Origin of the sequence: Spiroplasma endosymbiont of Lonchoptera lutea (genome assembly GCF_964019715.1) — a bacterium.
In the GTDB taxonomy this organism is placed as follows: Bacteria; Bacillota_I; Bacilli_A; order Mycoplasmatales; family Nriv7; genus Nriv7.
The window spans coordinates 1136038-1153589 of the sequence record NZ_OZ026463.1 but is presented as its reverse complement, the minus strand read 5'-3'; the positions used below and the strand labels follow the sequence as shown (position 1 = coordinate 1153589).

Genomic DNA, 17552 nt, shown 5'->3' with positions numbered 1-17552 from the left:
AAGGAAATATAATAATGGCAAGAGTTAAAGGAGGCGTTACTACTAGAAAACGCCGTAAAAAGGTTTTAAAACAAGCTAAAGGTTATTTTGGTTCAAAACATACATTATTTAGAACTGCTAAAGAACAAGTAATGAAGTCTTTAGCATATGCTTATCGTGATCGTAAAAAGCGTAAATGCGAGTTTCGAAGTTTATGAATTACACGAATTAATGGTGCTGCTAGAGAATATGATATGTCTTATTCACAATTTATTAATGGTTTACATAAAGCAAATGTTGATATTAATCGAAAAATGTTATCGGAAATGGCAATTCATCAACCAGTTGAATTTAAAAAATTAGTTGATTTGTCTAAATCAGCATTAGAAAAAAAAGATTAATTTTATCTAGCCTGAATTGTAAATATAAATGGGACAGTTTTTTAAAATAATTGTATTAAATCTATTGGTCTTTTATAAGATAATGATTTTCTGGGTGTAGAATTAATTTGAAATGCTATAGAATTTAAGTCTTTTTGTTTATATGAAGATAAATCAGTAGATTTTGGTAAATATCTTCTTAAAATACCATTATTGTTCTCATTTAAACCTCTTTGACAAGGTTTTCCGGCATCTGCAAAATAAATTTTAACATTACAATTTTTTTCAATTAATTTTCATTTACTAAATTCTTTACCACGATCAAAAGTAATAGTTTTAATTGTTCCTGGTATTAATTTTGAAATAAATTTTATTATACTTTGTGTAATACTTTCTGCTTTATGATTTTTAGTTTTCAAAGGAATTGTGGTTTTTGATCATAGATCAGCTAAAGTAATAATAGAACTTTTATGATCTTTACCAACGATAGTATCTCCCTCTAAATGGCCAAATTCTTGTATATTTTTAATATTTGGAATGATTAAATTTCTTTCATGAATAGATTTACAATTATTAATTCTGCCCCTAGTTTCTTTTTGTTTATGAGGTTTATTTTTGCCTTTTCTCAATAAATTTTTTTCATCAAAACCCATTCGATTTGTTTTAAACATGTTATATAAAGTTTTTGTTGAAATATTTTTTATTTTATTTTTCTTTAAAAAATCAGCAATTATATCAAGAGCATAATTTTTAGTAATTAACAAATGATTGATAGTATTAATTTCTGTTAAAGTTAAAATTATTAATTTTCTACCTGCATTTTGTTTATTTTTTTGAACTTGATTCAATATTTCTAATGGTAATAAGTTTTGATTTAATAATTTACAAACTCTGTGTACAGTTGATTTACTATAATCAATTGCTTTTGCTATTTTACGAATAGAAAATCCATAACTTTTATATTCTTTTATTGCTATTATTGATTCAATAGTCAGATACTTATACATTGTGCTAATTCCTTTCTTTTCTTAATTATAGAATTAACACAATTTGTTTTTTATATAAGTGTCCTTTTTAATTTTACATTTCAGGTAGTAATAATTTATAAGTTATTACTAGGTTTTTTTTATTTGCAACTTGAAAAAATATAATTGCTGAATTATACTTGTAAGTGCAAGTAAATAAAATTGCAAAAGATTTCATATAAAAATTTCATGATGCTAAGTTTATTTTAGAAAAAGTAAATTTAAGGACTTTTTATATGGGATACAAACATCTTGGCATAGCTGAAAGAATTTATATTGAGAATCAATTGAAATTTAAAGTAAAAATTAGTGAAATAGCTAAAAATCTTAATCGAAGTATTAGTACTATTAATCGAGAAGTTAATAGAAATAAAGATAATAATCATTATTTTTCATTAATTGCACAAAATAAAGCAGAAAATAGAAAACAATTACATGTTTATTTTCATAAATTTAAAAATAGAGAATTAGTAAAATATGTACAACAAAAATTATTATTAGGTTGATCGCCTGAACAAATTTATGGCAGAATTAAAAATTTTCATCAAGAATGAATTATTAGTTTTAAAACAATTTACAATTGAATTTATTCTGGATTACTTGAAAAGGTTACTAGTAAAAATTTAAGAAGAAAAGGTAAGAAACGAAAATCTCAAGAAAATCGGGGTAAATTTAATGGTAAATCCATTAAAGAACGAAATGTTAATAATCGCATAACTCTTGGCCATTGAGAAGGTGATACTGTAGTATCATCACGAGGTAAAAGTAAATCATGTTTAATAACTTTAGTTGAAAGAACATCAAGATTTACTTTAGTAATATTAGTTGAAAATAGAACTACTAAAGTTATTAACAAAAATATTAGTCATTATTTATCAATTCTTCCAAATAATCTTGTTAAGACTATAACATTTGATAGGGGTAAAGAATTTGCTAATTGACAACAACTTGAAAAAAATTTAAATGTGAAAATTTATTTTGCTGATGCATATTCACCTTGACAAAGAGGTACTAATGAAAATACTAATGGTTTAATTAGAGAAAAATTTCCTAAAAAATTTAATTTTTCAAACACTACTAAAAATGCAGTTCATAAATTTATATTGTCTTTAAACCAAAGACCAAGAAAAATACTAAATTATCTTTCGCCAATCGAATATTTGGTTAGAAAAATAATTTAGTTGCACTTAACTTTACAATTTGGCAATTATAATAAATAAAACAATATAAGTTAGGGATGGGTGAAACATATTTTGGATTTACAATTATGAAAACAAATTATTAGTTTGCAAAAAAAGTTAGATGCAAGAATTTTAGAAGAAAAAAAATTATTAGTTGAAAAAACAATTGATAAACGATTTTTAGCTTTATTAGTAGAATTATCGGAATTTAGTAATGAATTACGATGCTTTAAATATTGATCAAATCGTATGACATATAAGTCAAAAGAATTAGTTTTAGATGAATTTATTGATTGTCTGCATTTTCTTATTAGTATTGGATTAAGTTTTAATATTGATTTAGAAGCATATTCTTATGAATTAAAGCAAGAACAAGATTTAACATTGTTAATATTAGAAACTTTTAATCATACGATTGCTTTTTGAAAAAATATTACTAATGATTATGCTAATATTTTAAATCATTTTTTTACAATTGCTAATATTTTGCAGTTTAGTTTTCAAGATATTTTTCAAGCCTATTTAAATAAAAATGAGATTAATCATCAACGAATAAGTAATAACTATTAAGGGAGAAGTAAAGATGTTTTTATCATTATATGATTTTTTTAATCCAGCAGGAAGTTCTGGTGAAGTTATTACTAAAATTGGTGTTACTTGACAATATTGATTGCCAGTTATTTTATCATTAATTGCTTTGGCTTGTTTGTTTATTTTTAAAACAGGATATGTTAAGTTAGCACAAAATAAATTATTTTTAATAATTCTTGGTATTTTTCAAATTTTCTTATATTTTCTTTATTATTTTTTACATTTTTTATATTTATATTATTTTAAAGAATCAGGAAAAAATTTACGAGGTTGACCTTGAATTTTCCCATTTCATTTAAGTTCAATAACACAAATTATTAGTGGTATTTTATTAATTAAGGCTAATGATAAATTATTTAGTATTACTGCACCTTGAGTAGTAATTATGGTTTTTGCAAGTTTACTAATTCCAGCTGATAAATCGTATGGACCGCAACATTTTTCTTACTGGTTATATTATGTTTTACATGTTATTATCATTTTTACTTATTGATTTTTATATATGTATGGTATTGTGCAATATCATCGTGATTATTTATTATGAAGTTTTATTAGTTTAATTATATTTAGTTTAATGGCTTTAAGTTTTAATGCGTTTTCATTAGTTATTGCGAAAAATGAAAATGAAATAACTAATTTATTATTTATTGGTCGTGATGGTTATCCATTATGAGGTAGTGGTAATAATCTTGTTACTACTGCTAATATTTTTGATCGGACTGGTCGTTTGTGACCATTAGGTTATATTTTTATATTTACTTTTGGAATATTTTTTACATCTTTAGGTTATTTAATTTTAACGAAGGTGCAACCTTATTTTTCTAAAAAAGGAAATAAATTTGTTCCTTTAAAAAGAGTAAAACAACCGTGGGATTTTAAAGCTTTGGGAATAATGTTTTTAAACATTAAAACAATATTTAAAAAGTAGTATGAGGATGGTTATTAGATGCTTAAAAAGCAATTAGTTTATGAAAATGTAGCGTTGGATTATTATTTGCAACAAGGTAAAAGATTATCAGTAAGATATTATTCATCGGATATTATTGTCAATGCCCCCTTAGGAATGAAAGAACAATATATTGAGGATTTTCTTATTAGTAATTGAAAAAAATTACAGAAAATTATTAATAAATCCTCAAAGATTTTAATTAATTTGCATCAAAAACCATATTTTGTTTATTTCTTAGATAAGAAATATGAGGTGCAAATTAATTATTTTGCTAATAACAATAAAGTTATTTTTGTCGCAACAACTGTTGTTGTTAATTTAAAAGGCAATGATGAAAAGCAACTTGTGAAAAATTTTAATAAATTTCTTAGTAAGCAAGCTGAATTATATTTGAGTTCCCGAGTGGCATTACTTGCTAAAACAATGAATTTAAGCTATCAACAACTTAAGTTTAGAGTGATGCGTAGTAAATGAGGTGTTTGTCATTTTAACAAGCAAAAAATTGTTCTAAATTCCAAAATTATGCATTTTAATTTTGAGGTTATTGACTATGTTATTATTCACGAGTTAGTACATTTATGAGAGCCTAATCATAGTCAAGCATTTTGAAAATTAGTGGTGCAATTTTGTCCTAATTTTAAAGTTTGTCAGCAGATTTTAAAACAAGTTTTTTTGTAAAATTGTTCTGATTGTAAAATTAACAAAAGTAATTTGATGTTAGTGCTTAAAGCTGAATTATACTTGTAAGTGCAAGTAAATAAAATTGCAAAAGATTTTATATAAAAATTTCATGATGCTAAGTTTATTTTAGAAAAAGTAAATTTAAGGAGTTTTTATATGGGATACAAACATCTTGGCATAGATGAAAGAATTTATATTGAGAATCAATTGAAATTTAAAGTAAAAATTAGTGAAATAGCTAAAAATCTTAATCGAAGTATTAGTACTATTAATCGAGAAGTTAATAGAAATAAAGATAATAATCATTATTTTTCATTAATTGCACAAAATAAAGCAGAAAATAGAAAACAATTACATGTTTATTTTCATAAATTTAAAAATAGAGAATTAGTAAAATATGTACAACAAAAATTATTATTAGGTTGATCGCCTGAACAAATTTATGGCAGAATTAAAAATTTTCATCAAGAATGAATTATTAGTTTTAAAACAGTTTACAATTGAATTTATTCTGGATTACTTGAAAAGGTTACTAGTAAAAATTTAAGAAGAAAAGGTAAGAAACGAAAATCTCAAGAAAATCGGGGTAAATTTAATGGTAAATCCATTAAAGAACGAAATGTTAATAATCGCATAACTCTTGGCCATTGAGAAGGTGATACTGTAGTATCATCACGAGGTAAAAGTAAATCATGTTTAATAACTTTAGTTGAAAGAACATCAAGATTTACTTTAGTAATATTAGTTGAAAATAGAACTACTAAAGTTATTAACAAAAATATTAGTCATTATTTATCAATTCTTCCAAATAATCTTGTTAAGACTATAACATTTGATAGGGGTAAAGAATTTGCTAATTGACAACAACTTGAAAAAAATTTAAATGTGAAAATTTATTTTGCTGATGCATATTCACCTTGACAAAGAGGTACTAATGAAAATACTAATGGTTTAATTAGAGAAAAATTTCCTAAAAAATTTAATTTTTCAAACACTACTAAAAATGCAGTTCATAAATTTATATTGTCTTTAAACCAAAGACCAAGAAAAATACTAAATTATCTTTCGCCAATCGAATATTTGGTTAGAAAAATAATTTAGTTGCACTTAACTTTACAATTTGGCATTTAAAAGAAAAATTAAATATTTTAAAAGAAAATAAACTTTTATTTAATGAAGAAAAAGTAAAAGAATATTTACAACAAAAAAATGAAATTATCTCACTTAAAGAAAAAGAAAAAAATAATAAAAAATTAAATTATAATAATGAACTAAATTATTTAAATAAAAAAATTAGTAATTTATGTGGTAAAAGTTTAAAAACCGATGAAATAAAAATAAAATCAATAAATAAAAAAATAGTAGAAAAATATAATTGTCAAAAAATTAATTTATTTTATACAGGAGCATACTCAAAACAAGGTTTAAATGCTATTAATCAAAATATTATTATTTCTCAAAGTAATTTAAATAATGCAATTTCAAATTTATCAAAAGTTAATAATGATAACAGACAAAATCAAACCACAAAAAATGATTTAGTACAAATGATTTTTATAACTAGTGAGTCTATGCGTTTTGGTTCTTATCTTAAATTTTTTAATTATGAAAAAAATGGTAAATTAATTCTACAAATGATGATAAAATTCATTGAAAAGATTATTCTGAACAATTATTAATAGGTGGATGAATAGCATCAAGTAAATATGTAGAAGAAAAAAGAAAAGAAATTTTCAAAGAATTAACTGATTTAATTGATGTTGGTGATTTTTTTTATAAAAATAAAGAAATATTTAATAAAATTTTAATAGAATTAGAAGATACTGATATTAAAACATTTAAAGAACTTTATTTAAGTGATCTCGTTCCAGAACAAGGTGCGCTATTTAATGATCAAAAAAATGCAAATATTTCTGATAATGATTATTTTTTTTCACAAAGGTTTACTAAATTATTAATACTTATTAAAATACTAAAATGTGAAATAAAAATAATTGAAAATGTTAAAGAACATATTAAAAATAATCATTTTTTGGGAAAATATTATAAAAAAATAGATACTTTATTAATTAAAACAAAAAACAATAAAAAATCAATTAAAGGTAAAATAAATAGTGAAATAAATATTGATATTTTTGAAAAAATTAAAGAAAATCAAAAAATTATAAATCTAGAATATAAAGAACTAGAAACAATTAATAAAATTAATTCAAGAATTAATGAACTTGGACTAAATGAATTTATAAATAAAAATAATTTTGAAAAAATGCCAAATTGTAAAGTTAAGTGCAACTAAATTATTTTTCTAACCAAATATTCGATTGGCGAAAAATAATTTAGTATTTTTCTTGGTCTTTGGTTTAAAGACAATATAAATTTATGAACTGCATTTTTAGTAGTGTTTGAAAAATTAAATTTTTTAGGAAATTTTTCTCTAATTAAACCATTAGTATTTTCATTAGTACCTTTTTGTCAAGGTGAATATGCATCAGCAAAATAAATTTTCACATTTAAATTTTTTTCAAGTTGTTGTCAATTAGCAAATTCTTTACCCCTATCAAATGTTATAGTCTTAACAAGATTATTTGGAAGAATTGATAAATAATGACTAATATTTTTGTTAATAACTTTAGTAGTTCTATTTTCAACTAATATTGCTAAAGTAAATCTTGATGTTCTTTCAACTAAAGTTATTAAACATGATTTACTTTTACCTCGTGATGATACTACAGTATCACCTTCTCAATGGCCAAGAGTTATGCGATTATTAACATTTCGTTCTTTAATGGATTTACCATTAAATTTACCCCGATTTTCTTGAGATTTTCGTTTCTTACCTTTTCTTCTTAAATTTTTACTAGTAACCTTTTCAAGTAATCCAGAATAAATTCAATTGTAAATTGTTTTAAAACTAATAATTCATTCTTGATGAAAATTTTTAATTCTGCCATAAATTTGTTCAGGCGATCAACCTAATAATAATTTTTGTTGTACATATTTTACTAATTCTCTATTTTTAAATTTATGAAAATAAACATGTAATTGTTTTCTATTTTCTGCTTTATTTTGTGCAATTAATGAAAAATAATGATTATTATCTTTATTTCTATTAACTTCTCGATTAATAGTACTAATACTTCGATTAAGATTTTTAGCTATTTCACTAATTTTTACTTTAAATTTCAATTGATTCTCAATATAAATTCTTTCATCTATGCCAAGATGTTTGTATCCCATATAAAAACTCCTTAAATTTACTTTTTCTAAAATAAACTTAGCATCATGAAATTTTTATATGAAATCTTTTGCAATTTTATTTACTTGCACTTACAAGTATAATTCAGCATAAGTGTCCTTTTTAATTTTATATTTCAGGTTTTCAAAGGAATTGTGGTTTTTGATCATATATCAGCTAAAGTAATAATAGAACTTTTATGATCTTTACCAACGATAGTATCTCCCTCTAAATGGCCAAATTCTTGTATATTTTAATATTTGGAATGATTAAATTTCTTTCATGAATAGATTTACAATTATTAATTCTGCCCCTAGTTTCTTTTTGTTTATGAGGTTTATTTTTGCCTTTTCTCAATAAATTTTTTTCATCAAAACCCATTCGATTTGTTTTAAACATGTTATATAAAGTTTTTGTTGAAATATTTTTTATTTTATTTTTCTTTAAAAAATCAGCAATTATATCAAGAGCATAATTTTTAGTAATTAACAAATGATTGATAGTATTAATTTCTGTTAAAGTTAAAATTATTAATTTTCTACCTGCATTTTGTTTATTTTTTTGAACTTGATTCAATATTTCTAATGGTAATAAGTTTTGATTTAATAATTTACAAACTCTGTGTACAGTTGATTTACTATAATCAATTGCTTTTGCTATTTTACGAATAGAAAATCCATAACTTTTATATTCTTTTATTGCTATTATTGATTCAATAGTCAGATACTTATACATTGTGCTAATTCCTTTCTTTTCTTAATTATAGAATTAACACAATTTGTTTTTTATATAAGTGTCCTTTTTAATTTTACATTTCAGGTAACATAAGATTTAGTAAAACATCTTTCATTTAAAAGAAAAAATGTCATTTATTTAAAAATGACATTTTTTTATTCACTAACTAATAAAACATAATCAACGGTTCTTAAATCAAAAAGTTTATTGCCTCCCGAATATGAAATTGCTGATTGTAAATCCTGATTAATTTCTCTTAACTTTGAAGCAATATTTCCTTCAATCGGAACAAAAATTCTCTTGCCTTCAATATTATCAGTATTTTTTTTATTAAAGGCACTAGCTGAACCATAATATTCTTTCAAAAATTGACCATCAACTTGGACAGTTTTCCCTGGTGATTCTTCCAATCCTGCTAATATCGCTCCCACCATACAAATTGTTGCCCCAAATCTAATCGCTTTAGCAATATCACCATGTTCGCGTAAACCACCATCTAAAATAATTGGTTGTTTAATCGTATTAAAAATGTCTAAACAAGCTTTGGGTTGTCATCCAGCGGTGCCAAAACCAGTCTTTAACTTTGTCGTACAAACTTTTCCCGGACCAATACCAACTTTAACACAATCAGCTCCTCAAGAAACTAAATCTTGTGCTGCTTCAACCGTAGCAATATTTCCCGCAATAACAAATGTTTGTGGTAAATGAATTTTAATGTATTTAAGCATCTTTTCCATATATTGCGAATGTCCATGAGCAATATCAATAGTAATAAAATCAGGAATTAAATTTTTTGCTTTCAATTCATCAATGACATTATAATCCTCTAATTTAATTCCCAAACTAATCGAACTATAAAGATTTTGGGCTTTCATTTTAGCAACAAAAGCCACATTATCAAACTCAAAACGATGCATAATGTAAAAATAATTATTTTTAGCTAAAAATAATGCCATTGTTTCACTAATAACTGTTGTCATATTAGCAGGAACAATTGGTAACTTAAATTTAAAGTTACCTAACTGCACACTGGCATCACAGTCTTTCCTTGATTCAACAATACATTTTTTAGGTAATAACCGAATATTTTCAAAATTATAATATTCTCTTTTCATACTTTTCTCCTTAAACATTAACTACTATTCTCAATTCATTGATGAATCATTTTACAATATTGCTCATAGTTTTTACTTCATAGTAAATCATGCGCATCATCAATGAAATATAGTAAATGAGCCCCCATTAACTTTTTAATTTTTTTTTGATTACTAAACGGATGATTATTACTTTGTAATAATAAAACTTTTTTATTTGAATTTTTAAGTTTTCAATACGATTTATTAATTAAAGAGTTCATTTGTAACCGATATCATAATAAAAACGGCTTATTTTCAAAATATTTCTTAATTTGTAACTGATAAGTTTTATTCTTACTAATTAATTTCTCCACCAAAACAACTGGTAATTTAACATTACGATCAAATCAAAAACCATACAACGAAATAAATTTTGTTTTCAAATCACTATCAAGATAATTAGGATTACTAATTATATTCAATAATATTATCCCAGTAACCGATACTTTATTACTAAGACAAGATATAATATTAGCACCTAATCCCTGTCCAAGCAAATAAATTTGTTGATGAGGATATTTGCTATTAAATAAATTAATAATTGTTACTAAATCTTTAATATTACTTCCTAATGTTACTTTTTTATTAGCGATTTCATTATGATGATATCGTAAATCAAACACTAAAAAATTATACCCAATTTTTTGAAAATAATCAATATAAAACTTAAAATGGTCGCGTTTAGTTTTCTTAGGTATTGCTTTGAAGAAGTAAAACAATCAGCTAATTATATTATTTAATTACTAAACTAACCCTGCCTTTCTTGTTGTTGTCATTTTTATTCATTACCATTTTATCATATTATTGAATTTTTACACAATGAAAAATTATTAATTTTATTAAATTTTAACTAATATTTTTGCTTACTTAAATCTATTATATTTATTTGTTATAGCATTACCTTTATTATAATTAATTCAACTATCATCATTTTTATTATTATATTTATTTCATAATGACTTTTTATATATTTCTTTTCTGATTTCTATTTCTGTGGATTGGCAACCCTTTTTAGGACACTTTTTATGTAGACTGGTATTTTCTAAATTCAACGGGAGTTAAATAATTTAAACTGCCATGAATTCGAATATTGTTATATCAATTAACAAAATCAAATAGTTCGCATTTTAGTTGTGTTAAGTTTGCAAATTTTTTACCGTTAATAAATTCGGTTTTAAAGGTTTTGTAGGTTGCTTCAGCAACAGCATTATCATATGGGCATCCTTTGGAGCTTAATGATCTTTTAATTTTAAAGGTTATTAAAATTTCATCAATAATTTTATTTTTAAACTCATTACCACGATCAGTATGAAATAAAGTTATTTTATTTAATGGTCGTGTTATCTTGTGAAAAGCTTGTTGAACTAATTCAGCAGTTTTATTTGGTCCAGCACTATAGCCAATTACTTCGCGATTAAACAAGTCAATTAATAAACAAATATAATGTCATTTAGTGCCAACTTGAACATATGTTAAATCACTAACAACAACTTCATTTGGTTTTTTGTCATTAAATTGACGATTTAAAACATTATTAATTTCGTCATTATTAACTGTTTTTTTATGATTACAATATTTTAACTTGGTGTATTTAGAAACCAAATTATTTTTGATCATAATGAATCGGATTTTTCGTCGTGATAAAATGATATTTTTTCTTATTAAAACAGCTTTAATTTTACGAGCACCATAAATCTTGCGACTTTTATTAAATGCACTGATAACTTCTTGTTCATAATTATTAACATCAAACTTGGTGCATTTATTAGTTTGATAATAATATGTTGATTTTAGTAAACCTAAAATCTTACATATTTTCCTCACTGAATATTTATTTTTGTTGTTATTAATTATTGTTATTTTTTCCCGATTATCAGTGCTGCTTGCTTTAAAATGTCATTTTCCATTCGTAATTGTTGGTTTTCTTTTCGCAAGTAAATTAATTCATTTTCTTCGACAGTGCGATTATCTTTTGCTTTAAATGACCCAGAATTATTATAATTTTTAATTCAACTATAAATAGTTGGTTTTGGTAAATTATATTCTTTCCCTAAATTAATAACACTTTTGTCATTTTTGTATAGCATTACAATTTGTTTTTTAAATTCTTCAGAGTATGAGGTTTTATTTCCCATTTTTATATTCCTTCTTTCTTAATAATTTTGAAGTCTATATAATTATGGTCCAACTTATTGTAGCCTATCCACTGAATTAATATTTTCATTAATGTAATGTAATACATTTAATTTGTTTAAATTCGTCATTCTTAAATGTAATAAGTTATTTAAATTCTTATGATTATATATTTTTGCCCCATATCCTAATTGTTGCTTTACTAAATGCGATATATCACTTTCAATGCTACAACCGATATTTCATTCTAAATTTTGATGATGAATGCCGTGCTTATTATTACTGAAATAATTACTAGCTTTCCTTAACTTTGTTTTAATATCTTTATTTAATTCATTTTTAGCAACGTTACGAATGATTCTGATTAATTCTTGATGATTTCCATCCTTATATAATTCAATTCAACTATTTAGTGTTACTTTGCGATTTTCAAAAATAATATTAAATGCTGTTTGTTTTAATTTTTTAATAGCGTGGTACCCGTCCAAAATATATCTAACATTACCAAAACTATTAGCAATTTCTCTAATTCAAGTATCCCCATCACCACAAACAATTATTCTGTCATAATTAATATTCACATAATATTTTTGTAATTCTCTAATTAATAAATCACGATAATCCATCGTATTTATTCTTTTACCAACTTTTAACATTAGAAAATGACCCCGTTTATTTTCTAACGCTCTACGAGCGTTTTTGTAATTTTTTTCTTTATGTCCGGTATGAAAAGTAACTAAACGAATTCTTTGGTCTTGTTTAACTTTATGATCTAATGTCGCTAAAAATGTCTCATCTAGTTGTATGTATAAATCCTGATTTTTGACATCAATTCTAGTTTTAGTTTCTTTTTCTGCGAGTTGAAAATATTCAGCAATATCATATTTATTTAAAATATTTGAAATACTAGCTTTTGAAATATAACAATGATTTAGAGCATCTAAAACATCGCGATACCGTTTGCCATCGCCCAGAAGACTTAAAACTTTAAATTGGACATCAAAATAAATACGTTGTTTGGGCAATAAACCAATTTCTTTATCTAATAAACATACATATTCAAATTTACCTGATTTTTGATTTCAATATTTATATCGACGTCGTTTAAAAGTGACATCACCAAAAATTGTAATAATTGTTCTTGGTGCAAAATGAACTATTTTATAACCTTGTTTAAACCGATAATGATATTTATATAAGTATTCATCTAATTTTTCATATTCATTAGCTAATTGTTCGCATTTATTAGTGTACATATTTTTATGGGTTGTAAATAAACTAAATCAATGCTTGTTTTCTGAGTTTTTTACATTATTATTAATTTTTAGCATAATAAATTACCTTTCTTCTTGATAGTAATTTTAATAAAGTTTGGTTAGCCTATTTTTTCTTTAATGAAAAATGTTTTTTAGAATTAGTATTTAATATCCTGAAAAAATTATAGAAATTCTTATTTAATTGTTTATAATTAATTTGTATTAATATAAACTTTACAAACTTAAGAAAGGGCGCTGATTACTTGGTAAATTTTATTAATTAGTAAAAATTCACGAAAGGGATTTAATTAATACCTGAATTGTAAATATAAATGGGACAGTTTTTTAAAATAATTGTATTAAATCTATTGGTCTTTTATAAGATAATGATTTTCTGGGTGTAGAATTAATTTGAAATGCTATAGAATTTAAGTCTTTTTGTTTATATGAAGATAAATCAGTAGATTTTGGTAAATATCTTCTTAAAATACCATTATTGTTCTCATTTAAACCTCTTTGACAAGGTTTTCCGGCATCTGCAAAATAAATTTTAACATTACAATTTTTTTCAATTAATTTTCATTTACTAAATTCTTTACCACGATCAAAAGTAATAGTTTTAATTGTTCCTGGTATTAATTTTGAAATAAATTTTATTATACTTTGTGTAATACTTTCTGCTTTATGATTTTTAGTTTTCAAAGGAATTGTGGTTTTTGATCATATATCAGCTAAAGTAATAATAGAACTTTTATGATCTTTACCAACGATAGTATCTCCCTCTAAATGGCCAAATTCTTGTATATTTTTAATATTTGGAATGATTAAATTTCTTTCATGAATAGATTTACAATTATTAATTCTGCCCCTAGTTTCTTTTTGTTTATGAGGTTTATTTTTGCCTTTTCTCAATAAATTTTTTTCATCAAAACCCATTCGATTTGTTTTAAACATGTTATATAAAGTTTTTGTTGAAATATTTTTTATTTTATTTTTCTTTAAAAAATCAGCAATTATATCAAGAGCATAATTTTTAGTAATTAACAAATGATTGATAGTATTAATTTCTGTTAAAGTTAAAATTATTAATTTTCTACCTGCATTTTGTTTATTTTTTTGAACTTGATTCAATATTTCTAATGGTAATAAGTTTTGATTTAATAATTTACAAACTCTGTGTACAGTTGATTTACTATAATCAATTGCTTTTGCTATTTTACGAATAGAAAATCCATAACTTTTATATTCTTTTATTGCTATTATTGATTCAATAGTCAGATACTTATACATTGTGCTAATTCCTTTCTTTTCTTAATTATAGAATTAACACAATTTGTTTTTTATATAAGTGTCCTTTTTAATTTTACATTTCAGGAAACCTAAGCTTTCCCAGACTACCAACAAGTTTTGGAGGAGATTTTATCAATATTTTTTTTGGACAAATTAATAATTACTTTAATTGGAACAAGAACACCAAGTTTAAATTTATTATGATAAAATAAGAAAAATATTCAAACCAGTAATTAATTAAAATTACTGGTTTTATTTTGTTAAAATAGAAAAAATGAAAAAGTTGTTTATTTTTTTGAGGATATTATCATCATAAAAAACTAACCTTTCTTTGACTAATAATTTTAACGGTGTTTAAATTTAGTTATTACGGATTTTCAATTTCAATTTCAAAATTATTTGTTTTATTTAATCTATAATTGTTAGTATCATCATGTTCAAAAGTTAGTAATTCTGTTCCTTGTGCTTTAATTTTAATTGTTTTATTGGGTATATTAATCATTCAGGTATAAAAATTTAAACCCGAAGTATCTATTTTTTTTCCATAAGTATTTGTTATTTTTCGAAAGTCTTTTTGTTTAATTATGTTATTTACAAGCTCTGCATTAAACTCTAAACTAAAAATTTTTACATTTTTTAAATTTGGTAATTGTTTATCTATATTTGCATTTATATTTTCTTCTGTTCTTATCTCAACTTTTAAAAGGTCATGGTCTTGCCTTTCTGTTAAAAATCTTATTTTTTCTAAGTTTCTAATTTCAAAATCATAAACTTTGTTTTCGTTATCTTTATTTTTTTGTTCTACTGGTTCATTTGCTTTTTTAGAACAGCTAACTATTGGTAATATTGTTAATGTCAAAAGAGTTATTATATTTAAAATTTTCATTATTTTAATTCCTTTATTGCTTTATTTTTTCAATATATATATATATATATATATATTACAGGAAAATCCTTAATATCATTAGAAAAATGGCAAAACCGATTAAAAATTGAAATGTATAGTAAAAAGCTGGTACCGTTTTAAAAACTGGAAAAATAGCAGTTGAAAAGTTAACTGTTGCTTTTGCAATAATTGCTAACGGTCTTAAAATGGTAATAATTTGTGAAGCAGTAAGAATTCAGTTAATCATTTTGATACCAGCATTTTGAATGGCACATCCAATATCATTAAAAGTTGGTATTCATCGTCCAGAATACTTGCAATTTGCTGGCGGAATTAAGTCATCTCATTCTGAGTTGGTGGAACCATCAGGAATAAAGGTTGTGGAATTTAAGACATTAAAGTCATAAATTTTAAAATTGTAATTAGAGATGTTGCCTTTGTGATAAAGTGGAAAGGTTAAGGTAAAAATATTAATACCGTAGCGAATATCAATATCGGTATTGAGGTAATTAATACTATTAGCGAGTTTGTTGGCCGGCAAGATAATCAATTTATTATCATAGGATTTAAGGACATTAAAATTAATTTGATAAATGCTATTGTTGTTTTTAATGGCATTATAATTTTCTTGGTGCGTTTTTTTATCAAAAGTAAAAAAATAACTTCTTAATAATAATTCTGAATTACCAGTAACATTAATTAAATATTTTTTGGGATAAAAGGTAATTAACGAACGATAAAAGAACCCAATTTGAATAAAGTAATCTTTGTTATAATTGTCTACGCCTTTAAAATCAATTTCGGTATGAGTTTTTTCGCCCATGTCAAAAGTGGCGTAAAATAAACTAGCAAAAAAGTTGCCAAGGATTTCGTAGATTTCGTCAAAAACATTTTTGTAATCGCTGTTGTTAATATTAGGAATGTTGTTTTTAAAATAAAGGTAAATGTCGTTTTTTAATTCAGGGTCATAACGCAGAAAACTAAATTTAACATTAAGATAATTTAAAGTTCCAAAAAGGTACTTAATTAGATAATAATCGTTGGCATTCGCTGTGTCATATTTTCAGATTTCACTTTCACCATGTAATAATTGCAAATAGTTATTACCTGCGATTAGAGTTTTATTAAAGGCTTTAATTTTTAATATATTTTTATTTATTTTTTCTTCACTAGTAGAATTTTTGTGATAGAAATAACTTTCTGATTTAAAACCGTGGTTTTTAATGGTAAATTCTTTATAATAACCTTTTTCTAAGGTGTCAATGAAATTAAATACTGGTGTTCAATAAAGATAAGAGTAATTAAATTTATCAAAATCACCACGGTGAATCATTAAGTAATCAAGATTATCAACAACATCGTTATAGTTATGGTTGCCATCAAATTTGGTGTTTGTTGTTGGTAATTCAATATCAGTAGTATCTTTTTCAATTTCAATTTCAAAATTATTTGTTTTATTTAATCTATAATTGTTAGTATCATCATGTTCAAAAGTTAGTAATTCTGTTCCTTGTGCTTTAATTTTAATTGTTTTATTGGGTATATTAATCATTCAGGTATAAAAATTTAAACCCGAAGTATCTATTTTTTTTCCATAAGTATTTGTTATTTTTTGAAAGTCTTTTTGTTTAATTATGTTATTTACAAGCTCTGCATTAAACTCTAAACTAAAAATTTTTACATTTTTTAAATTTGGTAATTGTTTATCTATATTTGCATTTATATTTTCTTCTGTTCTTATCTCAACTTTTAAAAGGTCATGGTCTTGCCTTTCTGTTAAAAATCTTATTTTTTCTAAGTTTCTAATTTCAAAATCATAAACTTTATTACTTTCTCTTTTATTTCTAATCAGTGAATGTGTTGTCACTTCATCGTTGTTAATTTTTTGGGGAATAGTAAAAATGTTATTGAAACCAATAATTAGCACAGTAAATATTTTCATAAACATTTTTATCACTCCTTTTTAAAATATTTTATTTTTCATTATTCTTTTAGCTTTGATCTTTTTTAATATAAAACGAATTAAACAGTTTACTATTTCTGTTATGGTCACTCATACTAAGGAATAACCTATAATCATTAACCTACCAATTGC

General features: G+C 23.7%; 17 protein-coding genes and 1 pseudogene. 8 read left to right on the top strand and 10 right to left on the bottom strand.

Annotated features, from left to right (window positions below; all coding sequences use genetic code 4):
- Nucleotides 1-14: 14 nt before the first annotated feature.
- Nucleotides 15-380, top strand: a complete 366-nt coding sequence (rplT, locus tag AACK97_RS06540; RefSeq protein WP_338967539.1) for a 50S ribosomal protein L20 — start codon at nt 15-17, stop codon at nt 378-380.
- Nucleotides 381-421: 41 nt separating this feature from the next.
- Here the strand turns inward: rplT and AACK97_RS06535 are convergent, their stop codons facing one another.
- Nucleotides 422-1366 (bottom strand): IS30 family transposase, encoded by a 945-nt coding sequence (locus AACK97_RS06535; protein ID WP_338967536.1) that lies wholly within the window; start codon nt 1364-1366, stop codon nt 422-424.
- 254 nt (nt 1367-1620) lie between these two features.
- Between AACK97_RS06535 and AACK97_RS06530 the strand changes: the two genes are divergently transcribed.
- The 7 genes from AACK97_RS06530 to AACK97_RS06505 all read left to right on the top strand — a co-directional run bounded on the left by AACK97_RS06530 (nt 1621) and on the right by AACK97_RS06505 (nt 7082).
- On the top strand, nt 1621-2565 hold the full coding sequence (locus AACK97_RS06530) for an IS30 family transposase (RefSeq protein ID WP_338967534.1): 945 nt from the start codon (nt 1621-1623) through the stop codon (nt 2563-2565).
- 60 nt (nt 2566-2625) lie between these two features.
- Nucleotides 2626-3135 carry a dUTP diphosphatase gene (locus AACK97_RS06525; protein WP_338967532.1) on the top strand — a complete coding sequence of 170 codons (510 nt, stop codon included), beginning with the start codon at nt 2626-2628 and terminating at the stop codon, nt 3133-3135.
- A 13-nt stretch (nt 3136-3148) separates the two neighbouring features.
- On the top strand, nt 3149-4084 hold the full coding sequence (locus AACK97_RS06520) for a hypothetical protein (RefSeq protein WP_338967530.1): 936 nt from the start codon (nt 3149-3151) through the stop codon (nt 4082-4084).
- Nucleotides 4085-4102: 18 nt separating this feature from the next.
- A complete protein-coding gene (locus tag AACK97_RS06515; protein WP_338967528.1) occupies nt 4103-4783 on the top strand; it encodes a SprT family zinc-dependent metalloprotease in 681 nt (226 codons plus the stop codon).
- Between the two features lie 159 nt (nt 4784-4942).
- On the top strand, nt 4943-5887 hold the full coding sequence (locus AACK97_RS06510) for an IS30 family transposase (RefSeq protein ID WP_338967526.1): 945 nt from the start codon (nt 4943-4945) through the stop codon (nt 5885-5887).
- Entirely contained in the window at nt 5884-6465 is a 582-nt protein-coding gene (locus AACK97_RS07705) for a ribosome-inactivating family protein (protein ID WP_422397249.1), read from the top strand. The genes AACK97_RS06510 and AACK97_RS07705 overlap by 4 nt, the downstream gene beginning before the upstream one ends.
- A gap of 353 nt (nt 6466-6818) precedes the next feature.
- Nucleotides 6819-7082, top strand: a complete 264-nt coding sequence (locus AACK97_RS06505; RefSeq protein WP_338967524.1) for a hypothetical protein — start codon at nt 6819-6821, stop codon at nt 7080-7082.
- Here AACK97_RS06505 and AACK97_RS06500 read toward each other — a convergent pair.
- The 9 genes and pseudogenes from AACK97_RS06500 to AACK97_RS06460 all read right to left on the bottom strand — a co-directional run bounded on the left by AACK97_RS06500 (nt 7079) and on the right by AACK97_RS06460 (nt 17399).
- A complete protein-coding gene (locus AACK97_RS06500; RefSeq protein WP_338967522.1) occupies nt 7079-8023 on the bottom strand; it encodes an IS30 family transposase in 945 nt (314 codons plus the stop codon). The genes AACK97_RS06505 and AACK97_RS06500 overlap by 4 nt on opposite strands.
- A gap of 125 nt (nt 8024-8148) precedes the next feature.
- A pseudogene (locus tag AACK97_RS06495) lies at nt 8149-8756 on the bottom strand (IS30 family transposase); the annotation flags it as partial.
- A 155-nt stretch (nt 8757-8911) separates the two neighbouring features.
- Nucleotides 8912-9871 carry a GMP reductase gene (locus tag AACK97_RS06490; protein ID WP_338967518.1) on the bottom strand — a complete coding sequence of 320 codons (960 nt, stop codon included), beginning with the start codon at nt 9869-9871 and terminating at the stop codon, nt 8912-8914.
- Between the two features lie 17 nt (nt 9872-9888).
- Entirely contained in the window at nt 9889-10515 is a 627-nt protein-coding gene (locus tag AACK97_RS06485) for a hypothetical protein (RefSeq protein ID WP_338967516.1), read from the bottom strand.
- 400 nt (nt 10516-10915) lie between these two features.
- A protein-coding gene (locus tag AACK97_RS06480) for an IS3 family transposase (RefSeq protein ID WP_338966745.1) occupies nt 10916-12027 on the bottom strand; the annotation gives its coding sequence in 2 pieces (ribosomal slippage) (nt 10916-11784 and nt 11784-12027; 1113 coding nt in all).
- 54 nt (nt 12028-12081) lie between these two features.
- Complete coding sequence (locus tag AACK97_RS06475) at nt 12082-13356, bottom strand: Mbov_0401 family ICE element transposase-like protein (protein WP_338967514.1); 1275 nt, start codon at nt 13354-13356, stop codon at nt 12082-12084.
- Between the two features lie 270 nt (nt 13357-13626).
- A complete protein-coding gene (locus tag AACK97_RS06470) occupies nt 13627-14571 on the bottom strand; it encodes an IS30 family transposase (protein ID WP_338966714.1) in 945 nt (314 codons plus the stop codon).
- A 367-nt stretch (nt 14572-14938) separates the two neighbouring features.
- Nucleotides 14939-15457, bottom strand: coding sequence for a hypothetical protein (locus AACK97_RS06465; protein ID WP_338967512.1), 519 nt, complete (start codon nt 15455-15457; stop codon nt 14939-14941).
- Between the two features lie 55 nt (nt 15458-15512).
- A complete protein-coding gene (locus AACK97_RS06460) occupies nt 15513-17399 on the bottom strand; it encodes a hypothetical protein (RefSeq protein WP_338967510.1) in 1887 nt (628 codons plus the stop codon).
- Between the last annotated feature and the right edge of the window lie 153 nt (nt 17400-17552).